This is a genomic window from Vibrio sp. 1641 (assembly GCF_033339995.1).
GTDB lineage: Bacteria > Pseudomonadota > Gammaproteobacteria > Enterobacterales > Vibrionaceae > Vibrio > Vibrio alginolyticus.
The window spans coordinates 623,705-650,387 of record NZ_JAWOVP010000001.1; the positions used below are offsets into that span (position 1 = coordinate 623,705).

The 26,683-nt window shown below is 43.8% G+C and carries 32 protein-coding genes; 17 read left to right on the forward strand and 15 right to left on the reverse strand.

Annotated features, from left to right (window positions below; genetic code table 11):
• Positions 1-14: 14 nt before the first annotated feature.
• Positions 15-902, reverse strand: a complete 888-nt coding sequence (locus R7Z47_RS02800) for a LysR family transcriptional regulator (protein ID WP_025768470.1) — start codon at positions 900-902, stop codon at positions 15-17.
• A 105-nt stretch (positions 903-1,007) separates the two neighbouring features.
• On the opposite strand from R7Z47_RS02800, the gene R7Z47_RS02805 reads away from it, so the two are divergent.
• The 3 genes from R7Z47_RS02805 (at position 1,008) to R7Z47_RS02815 (ending at position 2,993) form a co-directional block, all read left to right on the forward strand.
• On the forward strand, positions 1,008-2,201 hold the full coding sequence (locus R7Z47_RS02805; protein ID WP_017821607.1) for a multidrug effflux MFS transporter: 1,194 nt from the start codon (positions 1,008-1,010) through the stop codon (positions 2,199-2,201).
• 176 nt (positions 2,202-2,377) lie between these two features.
• Positions 2,378-2,725: a hypothetical protein gene (locus R7Z47_RS02810; protein ID WP_005375501.1), complete on the forward strand. Its 348-nt coding sequence runs from the start codon at positions 2,378-2,380 to the stop codon at positions 2,723-2,725.
• A 133-nt stretch (positions 2,726-2,858) separates the two neighbouring features.
• The gene (locus R7Z47_RS02815) at positions 2,859-2,993 is read left to right on the forward strand and encodes a hypothetical protein (RefSeq protein WP_262606514.1); all 135 of its coding nucleotides are present in this window, start codon (positions 2,859-2,861) and stop codon (positions 2,991-2,993) included.
• Between the two features lie 127 nt (positions 2,994-3,120).
• On the opposite strand, the gene R7Z47_RS02820 is transcribed toward R7Z47_RS02815, so the two are convergent.
• The 3 genes from R7Z47_RS02820 to R7Z47_RS02830 all read right to left on the reverse strand — a co-directional run bounded on the left by R7Z47_RS02820 (position 3,121) and on the right by R7Z47_RS02830 (position 6,072).
• Positions 3,121-3,735 carry a glutaredoxin domain-containing protein gene (locus tag R7Z47_RS02820; protein ID WP_005385185.1) on the reverse strand — a complete coding sequence of 205 codons (615 nt, stop codon included), beginning with the start codon at positions 3,733-3,735 and terminating at the stop codon, positions 3,121-3,123.
• Between the two features lie 43 nt (positions 3,736-3,778).
• Complete coding sequence (locus tag R7Z47_RS02825; RefSeq protein ID WP_005375542.1) at positions 3,779-4,636, reverse strand: DMT family transporter; 858 nt, start codon at positions 4,634-4,636, stop codon at positions 3,779-3,781.
• 464 nt (positions 4,637-5,100) lie between these two features.
• Positions 5,101-6,072 (reverse strand): porin, encoded by a 972-nt coding sequence (locus tag R7Z47_RS02830; RefSeq protein ID WP_005375535.1) that lies wholly within the window; start codon positions 6,070-6,072, stop codon positions 5,101-5,103.
• Between the two features lie 609 nt (positions 6,073-6,681).
• On the opposite strand from R7Z47_RS02830, the gene R7Z47_RS02835 reads away from it, so the two are divergent.
• Both R7Z47_RS02835 and R7Z47_RS02840 read left to right on the forward strand, forming a co-directional pair.
• A complete protein-coding gene (locus R7Z47_RS02835; RefSeq protein WP_042521502.1) occupies positions 6,682-7,740 on the forward strand; it encodes a porin in 1,059 nt (352 codons plus the stop codon).
• Positions 7,741-7,961: 221 nt separating this feature from the next.
• Positions 7,962-8,576, forward strand: coding sequence for a fumarylacetoacetate hydrolase family protein (locus tag R7Z47_RS02840; protein WP_017635857.1), 615 nt, complete (start codon positions 7,962-7,964; stop codon positions 8,574-8,576).
• On the opposite strand, the gene R7Z47_RS02845 is transcribed toward R7Z47_RS02840, so the two are convergent.
• The 3 genes from R7Z47_RS02845 to R7Z47_RS02855 all read right to left on the reverse strand — a co-directional run bounded on the left by R7Z47_RS02845 (position 8,573) and on the right by R7Z47_RS02855 (position 10,501).
• A complete protein-coding gene (locus R7Z47_RS02845; protein ID WP_005385193.1) occupies positions 8,573-8,884 on the reverse strand; it encodes an AzlD domain-containing protein in 312 nt (103 codons plus the stop codon). The two genes, R7Z47_RS02840 and R7Z47_RS02845, sit on opposite strands and share 4 nt — an antisense overlap.
• The gene (locus R7Z47_RS02850) at positions 8,884-9,594 is read right to left on the reverse strand and encodes an AzlC family ABC transporter permease (RefSeq protein ID WP_054574397.1); all 711 of its coding nucleotides are present in this window, start codon (positions 9,592-9,594) and stop codon (positions 8,884-8,886) included. Before R7Z47_RS02850 ends, R7Z47_RS02845 begins: the two co-directional genes overlap by 1 nt.
• Before the next feature lie 79 nt (positions 9,595-9,673).
• Positions 9,674-10,501 carry an AraC family transcriptional regulator gene (locus tag R7Z47_RS02855; RefSeq protein WP_167415929.1) on the reverse strand — a complete coding sequence of 276 codons (828 nt, stop codon included), beginning with the start codon at positions 10,499-10,501 and terminating at the stop codon, positions 9,674-9,676.
• Between the two features lie 229 nt (positions 10,502-10,730).
• Between R7Z47_RS02855 and R7Z47_RS02860 the strand changes: the two genes are divergently transcribed.
• Both R7Z47_RS02860 and R7Z47_RS02865 read left to right on the forward strand, forming a co-directional pair.
• Positions 10,731-11,363 (forward strand): LysE family translocator, encoded by a 633-nt coding sequence (locus R7Z47_RS02860; protein ID WP_005375522.1) that lies wholly within the window; start codon positions 10,731-10,733, stop codon positions 11,361-11,363.
• A 79-nt stretch (positions 11,364-11,442) separates the two neighbouring features.
• Positions 11,443-11,865: a GNAT family N-acetyltransferase gene (locus R7Z47_RS02865; RefSeq protein ID WP_262606513.1), complete on the forward strand. Its 423-nt coding sequence runs from the start codon at positions 11,443-11,445 to the stop codon at positions 11,863-11,865.
• A gap of 99 nt (positions 11,866-11,964) precedes the next feature.
• Here the strand turns inward: R7Z47_RS02865 and R7Z47_RS02870 are convergent, their stop codons facing one another.
• Positions 11,965-13,659, reverse strand: a complete 1,695-nt coding sequence (locus tag R7Z47_RS02870; protein ID WP_262606512.1) for a phospho-sugar mutase — start codon at positions 13,657-13,659, stop codon at positions 11,965-11,967.
• A gap of 330 nt (positions 13,660-13,989) precedes the next feature.
• Between R7Z47_RS02870 and coxB the strand changes: the two genes are divergently transcribed.
• The 4 genes from coxB to R7Z47_RS02890 are packed head-to-tail and all read left to right on the forward strand — an operon-like array spanning position 13,990 to position 18,277.
• Positions 13,990-15,153 (forward strand): cytochrome c oxidase subunit II, encoded by a 1,164-nt coding sequence (coxB, locus tag R7Z47_RS02875; protein ID WP_136976477.1) that lies wholly within the window; start codon positions 13,990-13,992, stop codon positions 15,151-15,153.
• Positions 15,150-16,781 carry a cytochrome c oxidase subunit I gene (gene ctaD, locus R7Z47_RS02880; protein WP_005375510.1) on the forward strand — a complete coding sequence of 544 codons (1,632 nt, stop codon included), beginning with the start codon at positions 15,150-15,152 and terminating at the stop codon, positions 16,779-16,781. Before coxB ends, ctaD begins: the two co-directional genes overlap by 4 nt.
• 20 nt (positions 16,782-16,801) lie before the next feature.
• A complete protein-coding gene (locus R7Z47_RS02885) occupies positions 16,802-17,341 on the forward strand; it encodes a cytochrome c oxidase assembly protein (protein WP_005385211.1) in 540 nt (179 codons plus the stop codon).
• A 51-nt stretch (positions 17,342-17,392) separates the two neighbouring features.
• Positions 17,393-18,277, forward strand: a complete 885-nt coding sequence (locus tag R7Z47_RS02890) for a cytochrome c oxidase subunit 3 (protein ID WP_054574394.1) — start codon at positions 17,393-17,395, stop codon at positions 18,275-18,277.
• 24 nt (positions 18,278-18,301) lie between these two features.
• Here the strand turns inward: R7Z47_RS02890 and R7Z47_RS02895 are convergent, their stop codons facing one another.
• Entirely contained in the window at positions 18,302-18,538 is a 237-nt protein-coding gene (locus tag R7Z47_RS02895; RefSeq protein WP_005375504.1) for a DUF2909 domain-containing protein, read from the reverse strand.
• On the opposite strand from R7Z47_RS02895, the gene R7Z47_RS02900 reads away from it, so the two are divergent.
• The 4 genes from R7Z47_RS02900 to cyoE are packed head-to-tail and all read left to right on the forward strand — an operon-like array spanning position 18,537 to position 21,777.
• Complete coding sequence (locus R7Z47_RS02900) at positions 18,537-19,328, forward strand: SURF1 family protein (RefSeq protein WP_031777208.1); 792 nt, start codon at positions 18,537-18,539, stop codon at positions 19,326-19,328. The genes R7Z47_RS02895 and R7Z47_RS02900 overlap by 2 nt on opposite strands.
• A complete protein-coding gene (locus R7Z47_RS02905; protein WP_017635864.1) occupies positions 19,318-19,854 on the forward strand; it encodes a hypothetical protein in 537 nt (178 codons plus the stop codon). The genes R7Z47_RS02900 and R7Z47_RS02905 overlap by 11 nt, the downstream gene beginning before the upstream one ends.
• A gap of 11 nt (positions 19,855-19,865) precedes the next feature.
• Positions 19,866-20,885 (forward strand): COX15/CtaA family protein, encoded by a 1,020-nt coding sequence (locus R7Z47_RS02910; RefSeq protein WP_017635865.1) that lies wholly within the window; start codon positions 19,866-19,868, stop codon positions 20,883-20,885.
• Positions 20,878-21,777: a heme o synthase gene (gene cyoE, locus R7Z47_RS02915; protein WP_005375639.1), complete on the forward strand. Its 900-nt coding sequence runs from the start codon at positions 20,878-20,880 to the stop codon at positions 21,775-21,777. The genes R7Z47_RS02910 and cyoE overlap by 8 nt, the downstream gene beginning before the upstream one ends.
• 82 nt (positions 21,778-21,859) lie before the next feature.
• Here the strand turns inward: cyoE and R7Z47_RS02920 are convergent, their stop codons facing one another.
• Positions 21,860-22,333, reverse strand: coding sequence for an FKBP-type peptidyl-prolyl cis-trans isomerase (locus R7Z47_RS02920; protein WP_005375638.1), 474 nt, complete (start codon positions 22,331-22,333; stop codon positions 21,860-21,862).
• A 13-nt stretch (positions 22,334-22,346) separates the two neighbouring features.
• Positions 22,347-22,979 (reverse strand): thiol:disulfide interchange protein DsbA/DsbL, encoded by a 633-nt coding sequence (locus R7Z47_RS02925; protein WP_005375635.1) that lies wholly within the window; start codon positions 22,977-22,979, stop codon positions 22,347-22,349.
• Positions 22,980-23,261: 282 nt separating this feature from the next.
• Between R7Z47_RS02925 and R7Z47_RS02930 the strand changes: the two genes are divergently transcribed.
• Entirely contained in the window at positions 23,262-23,888 is a 627-nt protein-coding gene (locus R7Z47_RS02930; RefSeq protein ID WP_225477758.1) for an OmpA family protein, read from the forward strand.
• Between the two features lie 191 nt (positions 23,889-24,079).
• On the opposite strand, the gene R7Z47_RS02935 is transcribed toward R7Z47_RS02930, so the two are convergent.
• From R7Z47_RS02935 to R7Z47_RS02950, 4 genes are all read right to left on the reverse strand, one after another.
• Positions 24,080-24,439: a glutaredoxin family protein gene (locus R7Z47_RS02935; protein ID WP_005375631.1), complete on the reverse strand. Its 360-nt coding sequence runs from the start codon at positions 24,437-24,439 to the stop codon at positions 24,080-24,082.
• Between the two features lie 111 nt (positions 24,440-24,550).
• Positions 24,551-25,093 carry a hypothetical protein gene (locus R7Z47_RS02940; protein ID WP_225477756.1) on the reverse strand — a complete coding sequence of 181 codons (543 nt, stop codon included), beginning with the start codon at positions 25,091-25,093 and terminating at the stop codon, positions 24,551-24,553.
• On the reverse strand, positions 25,080-25,625 hold the full coding sequence (locus tag R7Z47_RS02945) for a YaeQ family protein (protein ID WP_064376786.1): 546 nt from the start codon (positions 25,623-25,625) through the stop codon (positions 25,080-25,082). Before R7Z47_RS02945 ends, R7Z47_RS02940 begins: the two co-directional genes overlap by 14 nt.
• A gap of 89 nt (positions 25,626-25,714) precedes the next feature.
• Positions 25,715-25,924, reverse strand: a complete 210-nt coding sequence (locus R7Z47_RS02950; RefSeq protein WP_005375625.1) for a cold-shock protein — start codon at positions 25,922-25,924, stop codon at positions 25,715-25,717.
• Between the two features lie 365 nt (positions 25,925-26,289).
• Here R7Z47_RS02950 and R7Z47_RS02955 point away from each other — a divergent pair, with 365 nt between their 5' ends.
• Positions 26,290-26,577: an alternative ribosome-rescue factor A gene (locus R7Z47_RS02955; RefSeq protein WP_017821594.1), complete on the forward strand. Its 288-nt coding sequence runs from the start codon at positions 26,290-26,292 to the stop codon at positions 26,575-26,577.
• Positions 26,578-26,683: the final 106 nt, after the last annotated feature.

Sequence of the window (26,683 nt, forward strand, 5' to 3'; positions counted from 1 at the left end):
ATAAAAACGCTAAGCTAGGCGCGCTTCTCCTCTTCTAATCGTGATTTGAGATAATCGAGGAATAGCTTAGTTCGGGTATGCTGATAATCCAGCTTTGGATAGTAGGCATATACAGTGGCTTTATCCGCTGTGATATCGGGCAGGATAGGGACTAACGCGCCGGATTTGAGATCATCTTTGATCATGACGTTGTTCGTCATCAAAATACCCATGCCTCTTTTGGCACCATGAAACAGCGCTTCTGGGTTGGTCGTGGCAAAGTTACCGGACAAGCTGATACGTTTGCCTCGATTTGTTTTGATTTCTCGTGAGGGTTTTTCTCCCCAAATCAGGACATTATGCTCTGTCAGATCCTCAACGCATTGTGGGGTGCCGTATTTTTTTAGGTAACTAGGCGCAGCGTAAAACTGGGCTTTATGTTCGAAAAGCGCAGTGGCTTTGAAACTCAGAGAGTTCAGTTGCTCTAATTCCCGGCTAATAAACAGGTCTAAGCTTAGCTCTGGCAATTGACCTGGTAGCGTTGTTGTTAATTGAAGTGTGATGTCTGGATATTTATCAAGAAAATCATCAAGATAATGAACTAGAAATTTAGAACCAACGGCCAACGTTGCCCCAATCTTTAATAGCCCCGCTGGTGATTGGTTGACTGAGCGAGTTTCATCTAATACCGATTGCCATGAATCAAGCTGACTTTTTGCTCGTTGATAAAACAGAGCACCAGCTTCAGTTTGGCTAATTGAGCGGGTCGTACGTTTGAGTAGTTGAACGCCAATTTTATCTTCTAGCCATTGAACTCGCTTACTGATAGCTGAGCTGGTGGTATTGAGTTTCCGCGCTGCGGCATTAAAGCTACCTTCTTCGACCACACGAATATAACTCTTCACGCTTTGAATCCAGTCCATTGTATCTCCTTGGGAATTAATTCCTTTCCAACTTAGCTGATTATCATCTTTGAGTATCAAATATACACTGTTTGCCATCAATCTGTCACAAAGTAGGAGGAACGTTTGCGTAAAACACCATTGTTATTAGCGATGATGATCATTGCCACAGGCCAAGTTGGCGTTAGTATTTATCTTCCTTCTTTGCCATTGATTGGTCATGACTTGAATTTGCCGCAACATTCGATTCAGAATCTCGTCACGCTATTTCTCGTTGGCTTCGGTATCTCTCAGCTTTTTTACGGCCCATTGTCTGATGCGATTGGTCGTCGGCCGGTGTTTATTCTGGGGCAAAGTGTATATTTAGTTGGTACGGTTATTTGCATCGCGTTTTCGGACAACATTGTTGCCCTTGAAGCGGGACGGTTACTGCAAGGCCTAGGAGCGGGCAGCGCTTCGGTACTTGGTCGGTCAGTACTGCGTGATAGTTATGACGGTATGCAACTAACCAAAGCGCTATCTTATATTTCAGTCACTGCTTCAGTGATGCCAATTATTGCTCCGCTGTTTGGTGGCTGGATCGCTTTTCACCTGAGTTGGCATGCTGTCTTCGTGTTTGTGCTGATTTACTTAATGGCAATTTTTACACTTGGTTTATTGGTGCTGCCAGAAACGCTGCCTTATCCGAAGAGAAAATTTAAAGTAGGCGAAGTAAGCGCGAACTATTTGCGTCTGTTAACGAATACACAAGTGATTGGTAGTGCGAGCTACAACTGGCTTAGTTATTTATCGGCTCTGGTTACGCTCTCCTTGTATCCATTTTTAATGCAACAAGAGTTAGGATTAACGGCGGCAGATTACGGCTCTTTGATGATCATACCGTCAGTTGGTTTGCTGACGGGTAGCTTAGTGCTGAATTTGATCAATGCTCGTTACAAAGCTCAGCAAATCTTGCTGATGAGTTTCGCGATTGTTGCTGTTGCTGGCTTCATGTTGTTGGTTACCCCCTTCAGTGTATTTTCATTGCTGACGGCATTCACGTGTTTAAGTTTTGCCCAAGGCATGTCATTCCCAGTATCGATCAGTTTGCTACTTTCGCCACATAAGCAACAGGCAGGCGCGGTTTCTGCGTTATCTGGCTCTATTCAAATGTGTTTAGCAGGTTTGTTTGGTGGGTACTTAGTAGACTCATGGGTTACGAATCAGCAGCAGCTTGGGGTGTTTTATTTGTTTATTGCGTTACTTTCTTGCTTTGTTCTTGTACTAAGCCAATTTCGTAAAGTGCCAGAAGGGACGGTTCAAGCAGAAACTTCCATCTGAATATACTTGCAACCAGAAGGTCGGCTTTCTAAAATGCGCAGCTAAATTAAGCTAGGCCTGTTGTGTATACTGAATGACTTGGTTTGAAAGGAAGAGGGCGAACCTTGATACTTCTCTCAAGCTTGGAATACATTTCTGCCCAATGGCTATCCGATCTCTAATCGTTAGGTGAAAGAATGCAACAAAACGAATTTGAAACACTGGTAAAAGAAATTACTCAGCAAGAAAGCATGCCAAAGGCACTTGAAATCTTGAAGGCGTGTGAGGAAGAAGAAGTTGCACAAGCGGCGCAATCCCTAACGGGTCAGTTTGGCCTTGCAGAAGTTGATGGTGAGAAACGTATTTACCATATTACCACTCAAGAAGATGAGTCCGGAGAAGAGCAAGAATACGTAGAGCACGTCATGAATGAAGGCGATCACTTGATCAAGTTTGCTGCGTGGTTCTTTGAAACATTCTTTGAAATCAAACAGAAAGATACGTACGTCGCAGCGGGAAAAACATACCAACAACCTAAGCGATAGACGCTCATTTCAAGAAATCCACGAAAATCAAACTGAAAGTTAATTACAAAATAAATGTGACTGGAGTCTTGTTTTTATCTAATTGTGGTGTAAAATTACAACATAGTTAAGTCAATACATTCAGGAGAAGGTCATGGGTAACGAACTTGGTGGTGCTTATATTGGCCAGATGATTGCAAAAGACGCGATGCACAAAGCGCTTTACGGTAAAGCGAAGAAGAAAAAAGCTTCTGTTTTTGTTCGTGTTATTAAAAAACTGGCGAAATAATTTAAAAAGCCCTGATTGAAAAATCAGGGCTTTTTGCTTTTCTCTGTTTTATTGTTAGTAAGTAGCCAACATATTGCACAACATTGGCAAAACGCTACTCAAAGACTGATGACATTTAAATCTAGAATTACGCGGATTGGCTTGGTATCTCCACAACATTGTTAGGCACTTTATCTAGCCCCTTTGCTGATAACCACTTTTCTAAATCGTCAGCACCTCCAATATATTTTCCATCTAACCAGATTTGCGGCACTGTTACCGGTGTTTTTTCGCCAATGATGGCTTTTACTTCAGGAATCATGCGGTATAAGGCGGCGCTGTCTTTAACTACATCATGGTACTCATACTGAACGCCAGCCTCGTCAAGTAATTGTTTGGCTTTGACACAGTAAGGGCAAGTTGCTTTACCATAAACAATGTTGCCTTTTAGCTCATCGCGTTTTACCCACTCAGCAATAACAGACTGTACAAGCACACCCCGATTCAATGCTTCTCCTTGGCTGATAACTTTCCCTTCGACAAGAAGAATGGGTGCATGCCAAGCACCAGCTTTTAATGGTTCCCACCAGTGCGATAACCAATCTTTTACTTCAAGTTCAACGGGCACATCGGCTAGTTCGTTTTCAAAAGTATCCTTTAAAATATCTTTGGTTAATGTACATTCACCACAAGGAATATTGACTTTGAATGGGCCCCAACTACCAGCCCAGCGATACAGTGTAATTTTGATTGGTTGACTCATATGGGTTCCTCATTTCCTTTCCTGAAAATATAGAACTTTTAAATTAGATTTTTCTTTCAACTAACTTTGTCTTTTTCGCTTCCCAATGCGTAATAAACGCAATAGATGCAATAATAATCGCAGCACCTAACCATAAACGACCAGGAGGCACCCAACCAAACACCAACCAACCAGCAACAACATTCAAAGGCAGTTTGGCGTGATCAAATGGTTGCACAAATGAGGCGTCTGCTACTGCATATGCTTTAACGATAGCCCATTGAGCGAGTGCTGTAAGTGCACCTGCGGCTAAAAGCACACCCCATATCGTCCACGTATCTGGCATAGTAAACGTCGGTATCGCTAACAAGATATTAAATGGCGTTATCAGCAGTAATAAATAGACAACCATGGTTGAAGGCGGATCGTTTACCGACATTTTTTTAACCATTAATGAATACGCTGCCCAGAAAAATGCGGCGCCAACAGGGAGCAGGGTCGCCCATGTAAATGAGTCTGCCCAAGGCTCAAGAATGATCATGGCACCAACAAACCCCGTCAATGTAGCGAGCCAGCGTGCAGTACCTACTTTCTCTTTGAGTAACAAGCCAGAACCAACTGTGGCAAATAACGGGGAGGTCATGAGAAGTGCAATACCTTGCCAAATTGGAACTGGGTAAGCGAGAGCCCATAACCAAAGTTGAATCCCGATAACAGAGAGAAAAATGCGGAATGCATGCCAGCCAAAGTGTTGGGTTCTTAAAGAACGTCTAATCCCAAGTGTACGTAGGTAGGGCAGAATAACAAATAAGGCGATTGCATATTGGAATAACGCAAATGTGGTGGAGGAGACACCAAAGTTGATGCTAGCAATTTGGGCGAAGCTGTTCACTATGGCGAATGCCAAGCCAGCTGTTAGCATCCAGGACGCACCTTGAACAGGATGATGATTCAATTGAAAAATTCCAGTTTGATAGAGGTGGCGGGATCATACGTCCTATTGTTTTTCGCGCCAATAAAAAAATGCCTCCCAGAGGGAGGCGACATTACCAATTCAAAGGACGTGCCTGTTATAACAGGTACAAAGAACGAGAAGCACAAACGCTGCCATGCATTTGCATAAATAATATTGCAGAACACGTGCCAACTTTTATATGTTTGATTTTAAATGGTTTTTTGGTTTTTCTATTTTGTCGATTAGATGAAATGCACTAACTTAGTGATCAATCGCATTAAAAGAGGGCAGAAGTAGGCGTCGTTACGCTCGTTTTTCATTGCTGAGCGATGCTTGGATAGTGTGAAAACTTATCGAGTTGTGTTGGGTTACATAAAAAATGGCCAGCAAAGGTGCTGGCCAAGTGGACTCGCTCTTAGGACAAGAGTGAATTAGAAATCGTAACGTACGCCTAGGCGCAGTGTATCTTCGCCTTCTGTTACTAGACCTGTTGTTGCATCTTTTGCTTCATCAAGTTGGTTGATGTAGTAAGACAGGTAAGTACGGAAGTTGCTGTTTAGTTTGTAGTAACCAACAAGCTCGATACCTTCAACTGTGTCGTACTTTGAACCGTTGTCTGGATCATTCTCTTGAGCTGTGTATAGAGCTGCAAGTGTCACTTTGCTTGCTACTTTGTAGCTTGCGACTAGCTCGTAAGCCGTAAAGTCTTCAGAGTCAGTCAGGGAACCTTGAGAATAAGTACCTGCTAGGTAAAGGTTGTCCATCGAGTAAGCGATACCACCTAGAATTTGATCTTCAGAGTTATCTTTATCTACATCGCCACCAGAGTATGCAAGACCAAAGTCGAGGCCCATTGGTAGTGAGTACATTCCAGAGATGCCGTATTTATCTTCGTTATCGCTAGAGTTTGCTTGGTAGGTTGCTTGAAGTTGTAGTGCATCAAACGCACCACGGTATGCGAAAACGCTGTCTTGCTTATCAGAAGACGAATCAATAACTTGCTGAACACCAGAGAATTCTGTGATATCCGTCATGTCAGAGATGATGACTGCAGCCATGTCTTGACGACCTACAGAGAAAGCACCGATATCAGAGTCGACGCCTGCATACATGTAGCGGTTTTTGAATTCACTCTTGCCCGTTTTTTGTTCGGCTTCGTAAACACCGAAAGCAGAAAGGCCGTTGCCGATGTCTGTTTTACCTTTTAGGTTAAGACGAGCACGGCTTTTATCTTCCATGGAACCTTCAACTTCAGCACCGTCTGAACCGATGAAGTCACCACGAAACTCAACGCGGCCGCCAACTTTTAATTCAGTACCGTCGTTTTTGTATACAGTTGCTGCGAATGATGGTGCTGATACCAATGCTGTAAGAATTGCAGTAGTTAGTGCTGCCTTTTTCATTTTCTTATTACCCTAGTTGTAATCGATGGGCTTTCTTGCCCGATGTGTTGATGACGCTAAGGTAAAGGCTGAAAATGAAAGATAGATTTCTGTTAAGTTATGATTTGATTGCACTTTTATTGCTGGCGAGAATAAGTGCCCCTTCTCATACCACTTATAAAAAGAAAGGTTTATCTTTTTTGAGGTTTTTTCCTCTCCGTTGAAGACTGTGTTTTTTTCAAAAAGTTCCTGAATTGTTTCTTGACCCTAAATGTAAGTAAACATTTCAATTTGGCAGGGAAGTTTGGCCTAAAAATAGCGAATCATCAGCTATTTGTGAGCTAACTCTCTCTAAAGCATTTCTTATTGTAAGGTTTTTATTTCTCGATTTCTTGAAGGCTAAGTAAACGATTGCTTTTTAGGTTTTGTCTGAGATCTTTTCACTCGGTTGTCAGGAACTAATCAAATAAAGTGTCGGCAGTTGTTACACAAAGGTAAAACTAATCTGGTGGAAACGATGCCTCGGATAGCCTTTGTATTCCTCTCTTTGTTCATCATTTCGTTTTTACGAAAGTGAACCAAAGCCGGGTCTAAAACTGACTAACCAACTAATAAGTAATGGATTTAGAAATGAATAAAAAATTATTAGCAGCGGCAATCGCGGCAGCAACCTTCGGTACTCAAGCAGTTGCAGTGGAACTATATAATAACGATGGCACAACATTTTCGATGGGCGGCCACGTTTCTGTTAATTTAAATGGATCAGAGCAAGGTGACACGGATGTGGGTACTAACTCTCCTCGTATCAATATCTCTGCGACACAGGATTTGGGTAATGGCTTCACCGCAGACGCACGTGGTGAATGGGCGCTAAACTACTTAGACGGTGGTGAAGAGTCGTTTAAAACTCGTCTAGGTTACTTAGGTATAACGCATGAGGTTTATGGTCGTGCAGTAGGTGGTACGCAATGGTCACCTTACTACGATGTCGCAGGTATTGCAGATATGCCAATCGCGTTTGCCAACGACTTCATCTATGACGATCATGGAAACCTTGGCACTGGCCGTGCGGATAAAATGCTTTCTTACCGTAATGCCATCGAGCTGGGTGAAGCAGGTGTGATCAACTTTGGTCTTGGTTGGCAGGGTGCAAACGATGATTACACGCGCAACGATGCTGGAGTTATAACTGGCGGTGCTAAATACGATGACCGTGTGCAAGCTGCGCTTTCTTACTCAATCATGGGCGCTAAAATCGGTTACTCTTACAATGGCGGCGATTTCCAGCACCCTGCATATGCAGGTAAGCACACGGCGGAATCACACGTTGTATCAGCATCTTACGGTGCGTACGGCCAAGGCCTATTCCTTGCTGCGGTTTATGGTTCAAACGAAAACATGAACTTCAGTGCAAAAGGCGACCGTTTAGAAGAAAGTGATGCATACGAAGCGATCATCGCATACGCTCTAGCAAACAGCCTAAACTTGAGTGTTAACTATGAGATGGTGGAAGGTAAAGAGTTTAAGAGCTCTAAAACAGAAACTGCTCGTGAAGAAATGGCACTACAAGCAGAATACAACTTCACGCCTAAATTTGTTGGTTACGCGGGTTACCAGTTTGACCTAAATGACGACAATGGTCGTGAAACTGATGACAAATGGGCGTTAGGTGCTCGTTACTACCTATAATAGGGTTTAGCGAGAACTATTATTCAAGCTCATTGATCTAAAGCCAGCCTCGTGCTGGCTTTTTTGTCTATTTGTTTTACAAATACTTTGCTGTTTCAATTAGATGATACAAAACTCAAAACGGGGTGAATGTCTTATTTTTTACACTAGAGGTTGCTATTTAGTGTCGTTAAGTCAATAGGTTAGATTATGATGGGATTTTTGTTTTGCAGGGAAGAATGATGAGTGTTATTCAAGTTGAAGAAAAGAAAGTAGAAGTGGGTAAAGTGCTTTGTGTTGGACGAAATTACGTTGAACACATTCATGAGCTTAATAATGCAATGCCTGAGCAAATGGTTGTATTTAATAAACCCGCAACTTCCGTATCAACAACTCTGCGTTCATTCCATCAAGAGCCCCTTCATTATGAGGCTGAAATCTGCTTTTTGATCAAGGATGGACGTTATTCAGCGGTTGGTTTGGGATTGGATCTGACCAAGCGTGGTTTGCAATCCTCGCTTAAAAATCAGGGGTTGCCGTGGGAGCGAGCTAAGGCATTTGATGGCTCTGCTGTGTTTAGTCGGTTTGTCTCTTTGGATAACATTGATATCAATGATCTTAACCTTGAGCTCTTAATCAACTGTGTTCGTGTACAAAAAGGTCACGTTAACCAAATGCTCTATCCGCCGCTAACTATCCTGGATGAATTAACCAGTTACACAACACTTCAAGATGGCGATGTAGTGATGACTGGTACACCAAAGGGCGTTGGTGAGGTACATGAAGGTGACATCTTCCTTGGTCGATTAAAGTGTGGCGATGTCACCTTGTTGGAGATTGAGTGGTTGGCGGATTAAAGCCAAATTCGTAGAACGAGAAATACCACCATACTGATAACCGTCGTTAAAAGAACATTTTTAGTAAAATACGCGATTAAAGCAGCCAGTACGGCAGCCAGTAAAAATGGGTTTTGCACATTGACGCTGAGCTCCCCATCGGGAATGAAAACGATCGGTGCCCAGATCGCAGTCAGTACTGCGGGGCTAGCGTAATTGAGTACTTTTTGAGTGCGCGTCCCTAATCGCAATGGTAGCTTGGGTTCTAAAAACAAGTAGCGGCTGGTGAAAACAAGTACCGTCATCAGCAAAATAGCCAACATGATCATTAGCGTTTCTCCTTTACTTGTTCCACAAAGTAACCAGTAAGCATGGCTAAAATGCTCGAAATCATCAAACTTCCCTCAATTTGATAATAGGTTAGGGCAACTGAGCTCACCAAAGACACAATAACACTCGCGAGCACCGCTGCATTTTTAATGGTGGGTACTACTATCGCGATAAAAGTAGCGGCTACAGCAAATTCCAAACCCATTTCGTTCAGTTCAGGGATTAGACTTCCCGCAATAATGCCCGTCAATGTCGCGACATTCCAAAACAGGTAAAAACTCAGACCAGCCCCAAGTGCATACCAGCGATTAAATTGTTTATCGGAATGGTGGCCTACAATCGCAAACAGCTCGTCAGTAAGTAAGAAGCCGAGTGATAATCGCCATTTTAGAGGGAGCGGTGCAATTTTACTGCGCATCGATACACTGTAGAGGAAGTGTCGAGAGGTGATAAAAAACGTTGTCAGTAACATGGTCACTAGACCTGCTCCCGTTTTAATCATACCCATCGCGACGAGCTGTGCAGAACCTGCGAACAGAATGGCGGATAGTGCTTGTCCTTCCAAAGGGTGAAGCCCAGTATCAATTGCGAATGAGCCTGCGAGTAAGCCCCAAGGGAGCACTGCGATACTCAGAGGCATCATCGCAAGTGTACCTTGCCAAAATAGCGTGGCTTTTGATTCTTTTTGTAACGGCAAAGTGTGGTCCATAGTTTCTTCTTATTTATTCCTAAATCAGATTACCAAGATAGCTCGGTAGTCGCATAACGCCTTGTACAATATTGCTGCTTTAGCTGTGACGGACGTATTGGCCGGGAGTGACGCCCATGGCTTTTTTAAAGTGTCGATGCAGATGGCTTTGATCATGGAAGCCGCATTCTTGTGCCACGTCTGAAATTTTTTGTCCCATTTTTAGTAGCTTCTTCGCCATACGTAAACGTTGCTGAATTTGATAGGCATGAGGCGGAAAGCCAAATTGCTTTTGAAACTCTCTCAGCAGATGAAAAGGGCTTAATCCAGACAGTTTGGCGAGTTCTTCTAGTGAGACGTCCGTTTGTGGAAAGTCTTCCAAAAATTCTCTGACTAGCTGCACTTGTCGCTGAGCTCTGGTTGACTCTTTCAGTGGTGCCCGATGAGTGCTGTGTTTACTGGCTAGCTTGATCAACGTGCCGTAAACCAAAGTTTCTCTCAATAAACGGTTGTCTGATTTTTCTAGTGTTTCAAATACCAATCGTAACTGACTAGCCAGCTCAGGATCGTAAACCACAGGTTGAGGGAAATAGGGCAGAGCTACATTTGGTGAACCAAGCTCTTGTCCTAAAGTTTGAAACTGCTGAGGTACGGGGTACATTGCTTTGTATTCCCAGCCGCCTTCCGAGGCTGAATGCCCGTTGTGTACTTCATCTGCATTAACAAGGATGATGCTGTCCTGTGGCGCGATATGATTCCCGCCCGTCCTAAAAAATTGTTGTGCCCCTTTTTCGATGACACCAATAGTGTAACCTTCGTGGCTATGGCGTGAAAAATTCTGCTTCTCATACTTTGCATCGAGAATTTCTAAACCGCCGAGCTCTTGAGCTATCTTGAAGGTAGCGATTTCCTTATTCTTTTCTTTCATCTTTATCCGGTCTGCTCAAGAAAATCATTTTAGAAGTGTAACGGATCCATCGTGCTTATTTTTGTACAAAATTGCTATTCGATTTTGATAAACAGGCGAATTGATTGCTATTTTTCAGCTGGGCAAACTATGATTTTTATTTTTTGATTTATCTTGGCTATTTTGGGCTGGATGATGTTATTTTGTTGGTATAACATTCGCCGCCTTGTTGTAGAAAAGCGGTTCCATCATGATTGATTTATCTGTACTTCCTGTTTATCTCACCGCAGTAGTGGCTTTGTTGCTGTTACCAGGGCCCGATATGTTGCTGATAGCGAGTTCTAGTATGAGTTACGGTAAGAAGGTCGGTCTTTTTGCTAGCTTAGGCAATGCGACGTCTGGTGTTATTCTTACTTTGCTTGCTGCGATGGGCGTATCTACCCTGATTGCCATGAGCCCAATAGCCCTTAAAGTCCTTCATCTACTAGGTGGCGCTTACTTGTTAAAAATGGGTTGGGACTGCTTACGAGCTGAGGCATCTTCGGCTCCAGAGCTTGATGGTCAAAACAAAATGGCATCAACTTATTATCAACGTGCTTTGATGAGTAATTTGCTCAACCCTAAAGCCTTGGTCTTTTTTGTGATGTTTTTGCCGCAGTTTGTCTCAAGCAATATCACGGCATCTTCTGGTGAGCAGATGCTAGCGCTAGGGTTATTGTTGAACGTTCTTGGCTTGTCATTCAATTTATTACTTGTTGGGTTAGCAGGCACATTGGGCAAAGGGCTGCTCGAGAACGAAAAATTCCGCACGTATCAACATAAACTAATGGGGTTAGTGTTTGTTATTCTGGCGTTGTGGATGCTGAGTAGTTTCGCCTTGTAAAGTTATCATATTCCATCAGAAAGCCAGCAATTGCTGGCTTTTTGTTTTAGGATATTGGTGTTTCCTAAGGAGAGGGTATATGAAGCTTGAATTTTGTTTAAATCCAGATCAAACAGACCTTGATTTTGTTCGTGAAGGTATTCGATCTTATAACCGACTGCATTTACCTGAAGGGGAAGTGCATGCTATAGGCTGTTTCGCAAAAGATGAGAATGGCAAGATCATGGGTGGCTTGACTGGCGAAATGTTTAAAAATACGGTGTTTGTTGAGTTTTTGTGGGTAGACGCTGAAAGTCGAACCTCTGGTCTCGGTAGTCAATTAATGTCGATGCTAGAACAAAAAGTAAAGCCTCATGGGGTTACCCATGTTTATTTGGATACCTACAGCTTTCAAGCTCTTGAGTTCTATCTCAAATTGGGTTTTGAGAAAGTGGGGCAGTACTCAGGCTATCCTGCAGAGGGCATCCACAAGTACTTTCTACAAAAGGAAATTGCAGGCTAGGGAAAGCACGGGTTAGCTTGACTTGTTCTAGTTAAAATCAAAAAAAGAGGCGCGAATTTGCGCCTCTTGTTGTATAAAATATCTATGTTTCTCTTTGACTTACAAACTTTGCTGGTGCGCGTCGATAAGTTCGTTCATCTTCGCTTCTGCTGCTTTCTGTGCTTGTTCATAGCTCATATCCGCAGGGAAGAGGTTGATGACTTCGTAGTAACATTTTAGTTTTGGCTCAGTACCAGAAGGACGAACAATCACGCGAGATTGATCTTCTAGGTGATAAATCAATACGTCACTTGCTGGTAAGTCAATGGATTCTTCAGAGCCGTCGTCAAACATGCGAACCGATGTTTTAAGATCTTCGGTTACTGCAACTTTTTTACCAGCAATCTCTGTTGGTGGATTTGCTCGGAGTTTGTCGCCGATTGGTGGAGAGTTCGGGTCGAGAGCAATGCTGCGTTGTGCGTTGAAGTAGAAACCGTGCTCGCGGTACAGCTCTTCCAGTTTATCCCACAGTGTTTTGCTTTGCGCTTTAAGCTTGCCTGTTAGCTGTGAAAACGCGACGATTGCAGATAAACCATCTTTATCCCACACCTTGTTACCCACGGTATAACCGAGCGCTTCCTCATAAGCAAACAAGAATGGGTTGGTTTCTGTCTCTTGTTCCATGGCAACATTAGTAAGCCATTTAAAGCCAGTTAATGTTTGATAGTATTGTGCGCCATGCGCCTTAGCGATGCTGCTCAGCATTCTTGAGGATACGATGGTGTTGCCAACCAAAGCGTTAGGTTGCTGTTCCAGCAAGTAATCGCCAAACAGTGAGCCCACCTGATCACCTGTTAGCATTTGATACTCGCCATCTGGGCGTTTAACTGCCACGGCAAAACGGTCTGCATCTGGATCGTTCGCGCAAGCGATATCGGCATCTACGGACTTGCCTAATGCCATCACCATATCCATTGCACCGGCTTCTTCAGGGTTTGGGAAGTTGACGGTTGGGAAGCTTCCATCAGGTTCGCGCTGTTCCTTAACACTTGCCACTTTTTGGAAGCCTGCGTCGGCAAGTAGCGTTTCCGCCATATTCGCGCCAACGCCATGCATTGCGGTGTAAGCAATAGATATATCGGTATTGTTGTCAGGAGTAAGCAGCGCGTTTTCATTCATTGTCTTACGGTAAGTTTGGTAGTAGTCGTCTTCCAACCAAACTAACAAACCGTGCTGTTTTGCATCATCGAGAGACATTAAAGGTAATGGCTTCGTTGTTGCGTCATCAATTTTCGCTGCGATTCCAGAGTCGTGTGGAGGAATAATCTGTGCGCCATTTTCCCAATATACTTTGAAGCCATTGTATTCTGGTGGATTGTGGCTGGCAGTAACAACAACAGCGGCCGCAGCATTCAATGTACGGACACCAAACGCAACAATTGGGGTTGCTGCAACGTCATACGTTAGGTAAACCTTGATACCAAGGGCCGTCAGTACGGATGCGGTATCATGCGCGAATTGTTTTGAATCGGGACGACCGTCGTAGCCAATAACGACACCACGACTCGCTGCATCTTTGACTTGCTCAAGCAAATAGTGCCCTAAACCAGTGGCGGTCTCTTGAATCACCAAGCGGTTCATTCGGTTTGGACCTGCGCCCACTTTGCCACGTAAGCCTGCAGTACCAAAGGCAAGGCGTGAGCCAAAGCGATCAGTAAGTTCTTGTTCATTGTTCGTATCGACGAGGTGTTGTAGCTCTTCACGAGTCTTAGGATCAGGGTCTCGTTCTAGCCATTGCGTAATTAGTGCTGTCATATCAGTCATTCCTTAGTAGGGGGAGCCTACTTTCTTGGACACTTCGTTTGGTAAGTATCTCAATGTTTTCTTTTAAATCAATGTAAATGGTTCTCAATTACATTTCAAAGAGGGCAATCGATAAACCGAATTAATTTTTCTTATCCGAACAAAATTTAATCATATTTAATTTCTTGAAGAACCTTGGAACTATAACTAGCCTTTTAACATAAATATAACAAACCGTGTCGAAATCGTAGTTTTTGTGATTTTTCGTAAAGTTGTTCGATATTTGCATCGGGACGCAAGGAAGCTCGCGTAGGCGTAGCGGCTGAGCAGAGGAGAGATCTTTTGAAAAGATTAACGACTACTCTAGCCTTATCACTGAATGTGATTTTAATCACATTTTCCTCTTTTGGTTGGTCAAAGGAAAATGACTACAACATGACAAAAGGGGTCACAGAGATAAGTGGGCAAGTGTATGAATTACATATGCTGATTTTCTATATCTGCTGTGTAATTGCTTTGATTGTTTTTGGTGTGATGTTCTATTCCATCTTCCGTCATCGCAAGTCAAAAGGAGCAGTTGCCGCACATTTCCATGAAAGCACAAAAGTGGAAATTATTTGGACGGTCATACCCATCATCATTCTTGTCGCTATGGCGATTCCCGCAACAAAAACTCTAGTAGCAATGGAAGACACAAGCCAATCGGATATCACGGTCAAGATCACAGGCTCGCAATGGAAATGGCATTACAGCTATTTTGGTGAAGATGTTGAGTTTTTTAGTTTGCTTGCCACCAGCCAAAAACAAATTGATGGAATCGAAGCTAAAGGCGCACATTACTTACTGGAAGTAGACAACCCTTTGGTGTTGCCTGTGAATCGCAAAGTGCGTTTTTTGATGACTTCTGATGATGTCATTCACTCTTGGTGGGTACCGGACTTTGCCGTCAAGAAAGACACCATTCCAGGCTTTATTAATGAAGCATGGACAAGAATTGATGAGCCAGGCGTATATCGCGGTCAGTGTGCGGAGCTATGTGGTCGTGCACATGGATTTATGCCAGTGGTGGTGCATGCGATGGAAGAAGAAAAGTTCGATGAATGGCTAGCGAGTAAGAAGCAAGAACTCGCACTTCAAAAAGCGGCGGCACAAGAAGCGCTCTCTCAAGACTTATCTATGGGCGAATTGATGTCGCAAGGCGAATCGATATACACGGCGCGTTGCGCTGTGTGTCATCAGGCAAATGGTGAGGGGATTCCGGGTGCATTTCCCGCGATTAAAGGCAGTCCTATTGCAACCGGAGATGTTACAGAGCACATAGATATTATTGTCAACGGTCGCCCTGGCACCGCAATGCAGGCTTTTTCTAATCAGTTAAGTGACAAAGAAATTGGCGCGGTTATCACATATCAACGAAATGCATGGGGCAACGATACTGGCGATACAGTGCAAGCATCCGATGTGAATGCCTTTAAGGCACAAGGCAGTGCTAAGGAGGAAATATGAGTAAGCCAATAGATAAGGCAGTGAAGTCTGCGCCAGCAGAAGCCAGTGCGAACAGTACGATTGCGATTGATGATGGTCACGAGCATCATGCACCCCAGGGCATCACTCGTTGGTTGTATTCTACAAGCCATAAAGACATAGGCACCCTCTACCTTTGGTTTAGCTTTGCGATGTTTCTAACAGGTGGTGCGATGGCTATGATCATTCGTGCCGAACTGTTCCAGCCAGGGCTACAGCTAGTCGATCCGCAGTTTTTTAATCAAATGACCACGGTACACGGTTTAGTAATGGTATTTGGTGCGGTGATGCCAGCATTTACGGGTCTTGCTAACTGGATGATCCCGATGATGATCGGCGCTCCAGATATGGCGCTGCCGCGTATGAACAACTTGAGCTTTTGGATCTTACCTTTTGCATTTCTTATTTTGTTGAGCTCGTTGTTTTTACCTGGTGGCGGTCCTGATTTTGGTTGGACGTTTTATGCTCCGCTGTCCACGACTTATGGCCCGGATAGCACTGCGCTGTTTGTATTCTCTGTTCATATCATGGGTATCAGCTCCATTATGGGCGCGATCAACGTTATCGTGACGATCGTAAATATGCGAGCTCCGGGAATGACTTGGTTCAAGTTACCAATGTTTGTTTGGACTTGGCTAATCACCGCTTTCTTGTTGATCGCGGTTATGCCGGTACTAGCGGGTGCGGTGACCATGGTTCTTACTGACAAATATTTCGGGACTAGCTTCTTTGACGCAGCTGGTGGTGGTGACCCGGTAATGTTCCAACACATCTTTTGGTTCTTTGGTCACCCAGAAGTGTACATCATGATTTTACCGTCGTTTGGAATCATTTCCGCCATTCTGCCTGCTTTCAGTGGTAAGAAGCTGTTTGGTTATCATTCGATGGTTTACGCGACGTGCAGCATTGCATTGTTATCTTTCCTTGTGTGGGCGCACCACATGTTTACCACGGGGATGCCAGTTTTTGCTGAGCTCTTCTTCATGTATTGCACTATGCTGATTGCGGTACCAACGGGGGTGAAAGTCTTTAACTGGGTTGCCACCATGTGGCGTGGAGCTCTGACATTTGAAACGCCAATGTTGTTTGCCATTGCCTTTATTGTGCTTTTTACCATTGGTGGCTTCTCGGGACTAATGTTGGCGATTGTGCCGGCGGACTTCCAATATCATGACACTTACTTCGTAGTTGCCCATTTCCATTATGTGTTGGTATCTGGTGCGGTATTCTCGATCATGGCAGCGGCATACTACTGGCTACCTAAGTGGACGGGCAATATGTACGACCACAAGCTGAGTTTATGGCATTTCTGGTGCTCAATTATTTCCGTCAATGTCCTGTTTTTCCCAATGCACTTCCTAGGCTTAGCAGGCATGCCAAGGCGCATACCGGATTACGCCATTCAGTTTGCTGATGTTAATCAAATAGTATCAATTGGTGGGTTTGCATTTGGGTTGTCACAACTGATCTTCTTATGGTTGGTGATCAAGTGTATTCGTGGCGGGGAGAAGGCTTCTGCAAAACCGTGGGAACGTGCGGAAGGCTTAGAATGGACAGTGCCAAGCCCTGCGCCACATCATACGTTTACTACACCGCCTAAGATTGACTAGCAAAGAGTGGGGTGAGTGACATGAAACCGAATCCATCAAACAAGAAGCTCACAGTGAAGTTGCTTTTGGCGACCCTGTTAATGTTTGGCTTCGGCTATGCACTAGTCCCACTTTATGACGTGATGTGCGACGCACTGGGAATCAATGGAAAGACAAGTGAAGTAGCCGCCATTCAACCGACAGGTATGCAACCGGACATGAGCCGAACTGTTCGCGTGGAGTTTATGGCGCATGTAAGCCCAGATATGCCTTGGGAGTTTAGACCCAAAGTGATTTCGATGGATGTTCACCCAGGTGAAGTCGTGCAAACCGAATACCTTGCATTTAATGAAAGCGGGCAGAAGTTGGTGGGGCAAGCCGTTCCTTCTGTTTCTCCCGGGACTGGAGCTGCTTACTTCAATAAGATTGAGTGTTTTTGTTTTAACCAGCAGCCTCTGGATGGTAAACAGCAAGCTCAAATGCCGTTGATTTTTTATATCGAACCGGACTTGCCGGAGTCTATACACACGTTAACGCTGTCTTACACACTCTATAAACTTCCCCCTCCTACAGGCTCTTAGCCACTCAGGGAGAGAGATACAGACCAAGGTTGGTCAGTAAGGAGAAAAATTATGAGTAACAAGCCAGGAACATATTATGTTCCCGCTCAAAGTAGCTGGCCGATCATCGGTGCATTTGCTCTGTTTTTGGTTGCTGTTGGCGCGGGCATGACCGTCCAGGGGACACAAAGTGACGGTGCAGTGGGAACCATTGGTGGCATTGTGCTAGCGGTGGGCTTCTTGTTCTTGCTTTACATGTTGGCTGGTTGGTTTAGTAATGTGATTACTGAATCACTGAATGGAAAATACAGCTCGCAAATTACTCGTTCTTTTCGCCAAGGAATGAGCTGGTTTATCTTTTCTGAAGTGATGTTTTTTGGTGCCTTTTTTGGTGCCTTGTTTTACGCCAGAATGATTTCTGTGCCTTGGTTAGGTGGGGCAGATAATAACTTCATGACCAACGAAGTCCTGTGGCCAACCTTCGAAGCGATGTGGCCACTCACACTGACACCGGGGGGAGAAACAACACAAGCTATGCCGTGGCAGGGCATACCCCTTACCAATACTATCTTGCTGCTATTGTCGTCTATTACGCTACATATGGCGCATATAAGCCTTGAACAAGACAAAAGAACGGCACTGATTGTTTGGTTAGAGATAACCATCGTACTTGCTGGCTTTTTCCTATATTACCAAGCGGTTGAGTATGTTCATGCTTATCAAGACATAGGGCTCACGTTGCAGTCCGGTATTTACGGTAACACGTTCTTCATGTTGACGGGGTTCCACGGTTTACACGTTTGTCTTGGGACTATCTTCTTGATCGTGCTGCTGTTCAGAATCGCTAAAGATCACTTTTCGCCAAAGAACCATTTTGCCTTTCAAGCCGGCAGCTGGTATTGGCATTTCGTGGATGTGGTTTGGTTATGTCTGTTTGTGTTTGTTTACGTACTTTAGGCGCAGTGTGAACTCTTGGTTCGACTAATAAGGGCGAGGGTTTGGTGCTAGCCAACCCGAGCTGAGCGCAATAAGCAAAAGGACGACCACCAAAGCGGAGAACATGACTCGACGGCCTAAGTAATGACTCATGGGTTTGTCTCTTTTTTCAGGATTATCTGGGTCTTCACGAACCATTTCGATAAGCGCTTTTGCGAGGTTGAAGATAATGAAAAGCAGCAAAAGGACAAGCGTCAGTTTGAATAGAAATACGGTGGACATGGCACCTCCGGTTTCATCATTGTTGTTATCAAGACAATTATGGCTATCGAAACGGTTTTGGGTTGCAGTTGGTTTAACTGTGGTTGTGTTTTCTCTTTTGGTCAAACTGGGTTTTTGGCAGTTTGAGAGAGGGCAAGAAAAACAAGCATTGGAACAAGCCATTCTCGCGCGTGCGGATAGTGCGTACCAAGCACTAAGCGTCGTTCTTGAAGACAACGACTGGCGAGAGGAAAGTATCCTCGGGAAAAAAGTGGAAGTTAATGTTGTTCCTCAGGCGTTTCCCGTAATTTTGTTAGACAACCAAACGCATCAAGGCAGTGTGGGATATTTAGCATTTCAGATTGTATTGACGAGCGATGAGCCTAGTACCTATGCGTTATTGGAGCTTGGTTTTGTCGAGGGAAGAGCAGATCGCTCAATGTTACCAACGGTCACCAAACTCGATAATTCGATTTTCATCACAGGACGCCTGTACCGAAAATCTACTAATCCACTGAGCTCAGAGTTAATGCCGGAAGTTGGCGATGTTATTCGCGTGCAAAACCTAAACATCGCTCAATTGAATCAGCTACTGAATATTGAACTTATGCCCGCAGTCTTGCAGCCAGACAATTTAACTCGTTGGCCCTATGACTTTCCTTGGAATCCATTACCACTCAATAGTGCCAAACATTTTGGCTATTCGATTCAATGGTTTTCGATGGCAGGTGTTTTCTTAATACTGACTTTAATTGTTTTTGTTCGTTGGCAAAAAAAGTTGCGTCACATGGAGGTGAAGCATGACATCTAAAGTAACCAAAGGACGACTAATGTTGATTGCGCTGGTTTGTACGTTCGCGCTTCCCGCTGTCATTGCAAAAGTCATTCTCACACAAGGGTGGTATCAAAGCGGAGTGACCAATAGAGGCGAGTTAGTCGAACCATACACGACGTTAGAGCAGCTTGGTCAAGAGTCACCTCTCAAAGACCATGGTTGGCAACTCGCTTATGTATTGCCTAACGAATGCACTGAACAGTGTAAACAGCAGCTTTACCTGCTTCAGCAAAGCCATGTTGCTTTAGGTAAGTATCAAGAGCGAGTAGTGCCAGTCGTTTGGCAGACTGAGCATTCAGATCCCATGGAAGTATCGATGTTAGCGATGCAAATGAATGAATTGGTTACCGCTAAAGTGAAACCTGGGCAAATGTTGATCGTTGATCCTCTTGGGCAACTGGTGATGTCTTACTCGCCGAAACCAAATGAGGACTTAGTCCTATTGAATAAAGGTATGTTGGCGGACTTACGCAAGCTCTTAAAACTGTCACGAGTCGGTTAGAGGAAGTGCATATGAAATTAATTCAGTTGGTTAGATTCAGTTTGCTCCTAACTCTCGTGGTGATCATGCTAGGGGCATATACTCGCCTTTCAGATGCAGGGTTAGGTTGCCCGGACTGGCCTGGTTGTTATGGGCACTTTTCTGTGCCGCATCAAGAAGAAGACGTCATACGTGCTAACCTGAACTTCCCCGAGCGGGCAGTAGAGCATGAGAAAGCATGGCTTGAGATGATTCATCGCTATTTTGCAGGAACGTTAGGTTTAGTCATTTTTGCGATGGCAGCGATATCAGTAAGGTCTGAGCGTGTAAATTCAACCATTCCGATGTTGCTAAGCGTATTGGTGATTGGGCAGGCACTTTTGGGAATGTGGACAGTTACTCTTAAATTAATGCCCGTCATCGTGATGCTTCACTTGCTCGGTGGTTTTGTTTTATTGGCGTTACAGGCGATTTTTTACTGCCAATTAAAAGCGCAAAACAATCTCTATTTCTCTCCATCTTCTAGCTCTCTGAGAGGCTTTTCATTGTTGGTTTTCCTGGTTGTTTTGGTGCAAGTGCTCCTTGGAGGATGGACTTCGTCAAATTATGCTGCGCTGATGTGTACCACACTGCCGATTTGTGAGGGAGACTGGATGAGCCATCTCTCATGGAAAGAAGCGTTTTCTTTCTGGCAAACTGGATTCGAGAATTATGAATTTGGTGTTTTGGAGTATCCGGCAAGAATGACTATACACGTCACTCATCGTATAGGCGCTATTGTTACCGCCACCGTGGTATTGGCTTATAGTATTGGGCTTATGAGGCAAGATTCTCATCATTCACAGAGAATCGGTGGGTGGTTGTTATTCACTCTGGTGTGCCAAATTATGCTGGGTGTAAGCAACGTAGTATTTCAACTTCCTATCTATGTCGCGGTGGCGCACAACCTTGGTGCCGCTGTTATGTTGAGTCTCGTTTGTGTTAGCCAGTTTTACTTGTGGCAGGGTAAAACGGCTTGGAATTACACCGCGAAAGGAGTTCGCTATGAGTAAAGAAATCGCGCTGTCGTTAAATGGGCGAAAGCGACTAAGTTCCGTTTATTTGAAGTTAACGAAACCTAAAGTGGTGGCGTTAATGTTGGTGACGGCAGTTGTAGGGATGAGCTTAGCCCCGGTTGATGATTTCCCCTGGTTGCAGGCGGTAGTTGGCCTAACGGGGATTGGTCTGATGGCAGGGTCTGCGGCAGCGTTTAATCATCTAATTGACCGCCGAATTGATGCGAGAATGGCACGCACACACAAACGACCATTGCCATCGGGTGAGACTAAGCCATCATCGGTGATAGCCTTCGCTACAGTTTTAGGTGTCTTAGGGTTTGTACTTCTATATGCGATGGTCAACCCGCTGACGGCATGGTTGACTTTGATGAGTTTGCTCGGCTATGCGATGGTATACACAATGTACCTCAAACGTGCTACGCCCCAAAATATCGTCATTGCAGGGATTGCCGGTGCGATGCCGCCTCTTCTCGGTTGGACTGCTGTAACAGGGCAATTACATGCGAATGCTTGGCTGCTCGTGATGATCATTTTTATCTGGACGCCACCACATTTTTGGGCTCTCGCTATTCATCGTGTCGAGGATTACCGCAAGGTAGATATTCCCATGCTGCCAGTGACACACGGCATTGAGTACACCAAAACTTCTATTCTGTTGTATACGGTGCTATTGACTTTGGTTTGTGTTCTACCGGTTTTGGTTGGCATGGTCGGCGTGGTGTATCTTTTTGCCTCGCTACTACTCAATGTTGGCTTTATGTACCATGCATGGAAGCTAAAATATGCACCAGAGCCAAATACCGCGATGGAGACGTTTAAATTCTCTATCTATCATCTTTTGGCGTTGTTCATTGCATTGCTTTCGGATCACTATATTGGTTTTTAACCTCTCTTAAAACAGAAAACGCCGCGTGGTTCGCGGCGTTTTTGGTTTTGATACTTTGGCTTTAAGACAAAGCTTTCTAGATTTATTGAATTTCTAGCAGTTCAACATCAAAGATCAAAACACTTGCTGGTGGAATTGGGCCAGAGCCACTCTTACCATAGCCAAGCGTGCTTGGTACGAAAAGGCGGATTTTCTCACCTTCTACCATGTATTGTAGACCTTCTTGCCAGCCTTTAATGACTTGGTTAAGACCAAATGAAATCGGCTCACCACGATTAACAGAGCTATCGAATACCGTTCCATCAATCAAGGTGCCGTGGTAGTGTACTTTTACTTTACTTGTTGCAGTTGGGTGAACCTCACCTTCGCCTTTTTCAAGAACCATGTATTGAAGGCCACTTTCTGTTGTGATAACGCCTTCTTTTTTCGCATTTTCTAGTAAGAATGCTTGGCCTTTGGCAAAGTTTTCATCCGCTACTTTATGGTTTGTCCAAGTACGGTAAATGAAAAAGCCCGCCAAAATAAAAATAATAAGAGGAAACAAAAATTTAGACACGTAATCTCCTTGTCTATTTAGGTTGTTTTAGCAAAAAGTTGATGGTTTCTGCCATGGCTTCAACGCTGTCATGACCACCAGTAATCACTTGATATTTTCCGTTTACGATAAAGGCTGGAACGGAGTTAATTTGGCCGCGAGTCGTGATCGCTTCTGCCTTAGTGATGTACTCAAACAGCGTTTTTTGCTGTGCTTCATCTAAATGGTAAGGGCTGATAAGGTTGCGAGACTCAAAGGCTTTCTCTACGGCGATTTGGCGTTCCTCAGCCGTTGCATCGGCACCCATTTGCACAGCAGTAAAAAGATCCGCCATAAACGCTTTATCTGGTGTTGATTCAAGCTGCATTACGGCAGTATAGAAGATGATGGCGCTCACTTGTGCACTTTCATTGAACGTTACATGCATTTTTTCAACGCTTTGATCGGTCAATGATTCAATTTGAGGGACAAACTCTTCCATTGAGCGGCAGTGGCCACAAGTTAAAGAGAATGCTTCAGTCAGGGGAGCTAAATCATATTCTTCAAGGGATACTGGCAAAACTTCGTATTGTTTGCCTTGCTGAGGCTGACTCTTGCCGCTATCGCATGCCGACAAAGCCATTACGGCAACAACAACAGCAAAGCCTTTCGATATGGTTTTTAACATAGTAGTGCTCTAAATGAGAAATTTGCGTTAGTTTATCGGTTAACGATAGTGACTAAAACCATTAAATAACAATAAAGTGAGACCATTGGTAACAGACTTTGCCTGACGTATGGACTGTAAGGGTAGGGTATTTTAGTGTTGCGTTTTATTTGAGAGATGATTTTGCATTGACTCCAGTGGCATGAACGCTGCATAGACAAACCAGTCGGTGGACAAAAGCGCTAAAGATTCGGCGTGTTTTGTCGACACAATGAACAAGAGTTTTTCTACGTTGGTAATGGTATGAAGCATTGGTTTTTAATTGTTTGTGGCATTCTGGCCGGGTGCAGCAGCCTCGATCAAGATATGGTCCCTGGTGGGAACATTTTAGATACAGCTCCTAAATCAAACACTGAGCTGAGACACCCAGAGTGGGGATACCCGAGCGCATCCAATGTGGCTTCTTCCCCTCGTTCATATCAAACGGCGAGGGCGTCAGTAAAAAAGTCGCAAAACGTGACCTCTCTGGAAATGTTCCTGAGCAGGCATAACATTCCTCACGAGACGCTCAGTGGTGGTCACCTGATGATACGTTTGAAAGAGCAAGTGCATTTTCAAACGGGTTCTGCACGGTTATCTGCTCAATCTCAAGACTGGATTCGAAACATTGGTCACTATCTGGCTGGAAGAACTGATGTTGATGTCGTGATTGATGGTCATGCGGATAGCACGGGAGCTGAAAGCTTCAATGACACGCTATCTGAAAAGCGAGCTCGTGAAGTAGAAAAACAACTATTGGCGACGAGTATTCCACGTCAACGAGTGTTTTCTAGAGGCTTCGGAGAGTATGTACCGAAGTGCAGCAATGTGACAGCGAGTGGTAAAGCTTGCAATCGGCGCGTAGAGCTAACATTGATCGTGGATGAATAACGCAGACGTTAGGCGGTAATCTTCGTTGTGTTGTTCTCGCATACCCGTTATTTGCTTAGTGGAGTTTAAGTTCGGAGTTGAGCAAGAAGACTGAATAAGGAAAGCTCGCACGGCAACATTTAGCTAGAAAAAATAGAAAAGAGGCACCGTTAGGTGCCTCTTTTACATCCGCCAATGTTCATAGGGGGAACTTAGGCAAATTCTTTTTCAACGTAAGCGACGATGTCAGATGACTCGTATAACCACTGTGTCTCGCCATCTTTTTCGATACGAAGACAAGGGACTTTAACTCGCCCACCACCTTGCTCTAGTTCAGCTCGATGAGTCGGGTTATTTTTTGCATCACGTAGCTCAATGTTCACCGATTGACGCTTCATTGCACGGCGGACCTTTACGCAAAAAGGGCAGGCTTCAAATTGGTAAAGTGCGTATTGTTTCGCTTTTTCATCAATACGTTGCTGTTCTTCTGCGGTGCGCTTAATACCACGAGGTGAGAACACCGCGTTCAGCAATAAGATAACCTTGCCTAAAATCCAACGGATAAACTTCATAATGATCCCTTGATGTTCATTGGGTAATTGTCCTTTAAGAATGCAATCATGATGCTTGTTGCACTGAACGTGAAGTCTATCAGTTGTTTGAAATGGATAAAACCATGTATTTTATGCGGAAAATAGACGTTTAAACCAACCCCAAAAGCCACTTGCTGAAGCCGGACGGGCTTCTTTACCTTGATAAAAACTTTGCATGAGTTCGGTTCTGAATGCATCAACGTCCATGCGTTTTATGACAAGCTCATGCTGCAATGTATTTTGAGTCTGCTCGGCATGATCGTGCGCCAAGCTGAAATCCATATTTAAATAGCCTTGCGTGTATAACCAAAGGTGGGTGACTAAGATTAGGTCTTCAGCAGATTGGTTAGTAAACTTATCCGCGTGCTCATTACCCAAGGAGTCAGTCAGAACTTGCTGCATAAGCTGGGTAGAGTGAGCATGTTGCTCGTAGTTAGCACTTGCTTCAATATGTGATTTGGTCAAAAGGCCAAGCAGGTGAAGAGTAGGTGCTGTTGAGGGTTTGTTCTCACAAACTTTTGTAAATAGTTGTGACTGTTCTTTTAACCAACGTCGCTTTGCTGCTTTATGTTCTTTAACAAAGGGGATTTCTTCAAATCCCATCTCTTGACTCAGTTCACTAAGAGACGTCATGGTTTTTTAGTTCCTTCACCGTTACTTCGATATGTTGATCATTGATATCAACAAAAATTGAGCTGCCAGTAATCATAACAGAAAGGTTAGTACCTCGGTCAAGATGCTGACAAATCAAGTCGATAGCGTCATAGTCAAAGCTCTCTACGTTGACGGGAAGCATTGAGAACTTTCCTGACATTTTGTCCCACCAGACAGCCGCTTTGGTGTTATAAGTGTAAACTTTTACATGCTTTGCGAGGCGAGAAGCTTTCTTAATTCTGTCTGGTTCTGGTTCGCCAATTTCAATCCAGTGAGTAATGCTTTGATCATCGCCAACATGCCATAAATCAGGCTCTTCAATCGTAGAGAGTCCTTTTGTAAACTCCAGATTGCTTTGAGCATTTAAACAGTAAGCTAGAATGCGAGCCAACATTCGTTGCGGCTTTTCAGAAGGATGAAGGGCGATAGTTAGATTTTTAGAATCGTAATAGTCATTATTCATATCGGAAATGGCGATACGAAATTTGTAAATGGTTGGTTTAAGAGCCATAGATTTATATCGTTTTGTTGGCAAAATAAGTTTTAGGCAAAAAAATAGCCAGCTTTAAAAGCTGGCTATCGTATCAAATTCTTTAAGAATTAAAGTACTTTGATTTGCTCTGCTTGAGGGCCTTTTTGACCTTGAGAGATAACAAATTCTACTTTCTGGCCTTCAACTAGAGTACGGAAGCCGTCACCAGTGATTGCAGAGAAGTGAGCAAATACGTCAGGACCGTTTTCTTGTTGAATGAAACCGAAGCCTTTAGTTTCGTTGAACCACTTAACTGTGCCAGTAGCTGTGTTAGACATGTCTATTTCCTAAATATCTAAATAATGTAATCTTTCGCCTCAACGGCGCTTATAGCGTGGAAAAATAAATTGCTATTGCGTACCACAGGACGACGGGTTACAAGTAATCCAACGAAATGTGAAAACAAAGAACTTTCTTTCTAGCCGTGTTTGAGTCTAGGTTAATTCCACGAAGAGTCAACATATATTAGTGCTTTATGGACAAATATTTGTATTTAGTCACTATTTAACCAGCATGTTTTTGATTAAATTTCAAATAAATGACGGTGATGTGAAGTTTTTTAGCATAAAATTCAACTAAATCTATAAATTTGACTTATTTATATAATTATTGTCCAATCTGGTTCGACCATTAAGGAGGATTTATGGCAAAGCGTAAAATCAGTCCTCAACCGAGTGGCTCACAACATGAGACCGACTTCGGCAGAGGTGAAATCAAAGACAACGCGTTAAAAGCGGTTGTTACCAGTCAGCTGTTCCAAACACGAGTCGTTAAAGCGAAAAAAGGTAAAGGTAGCTTCAGCCGTAAAATGAAGCATAGAGGCAAAGAGCCCTATTCAAAGTTCTCCCCAAGGTGGATTTTGAATAGGGCTTTTTTATTGGTACTAGGTGTTTGCAAAACTGATGATATTCAATTTTTTAGTACCAGATAAGTTTTCCTAATTTATCATGTACTGCTTCAACTGCTTCAACTGCTTCAACTGCTTCAACTGCTTCAACTGCTTCAACTGCTTCAACTGCTTCAACTGCTTCAACTGC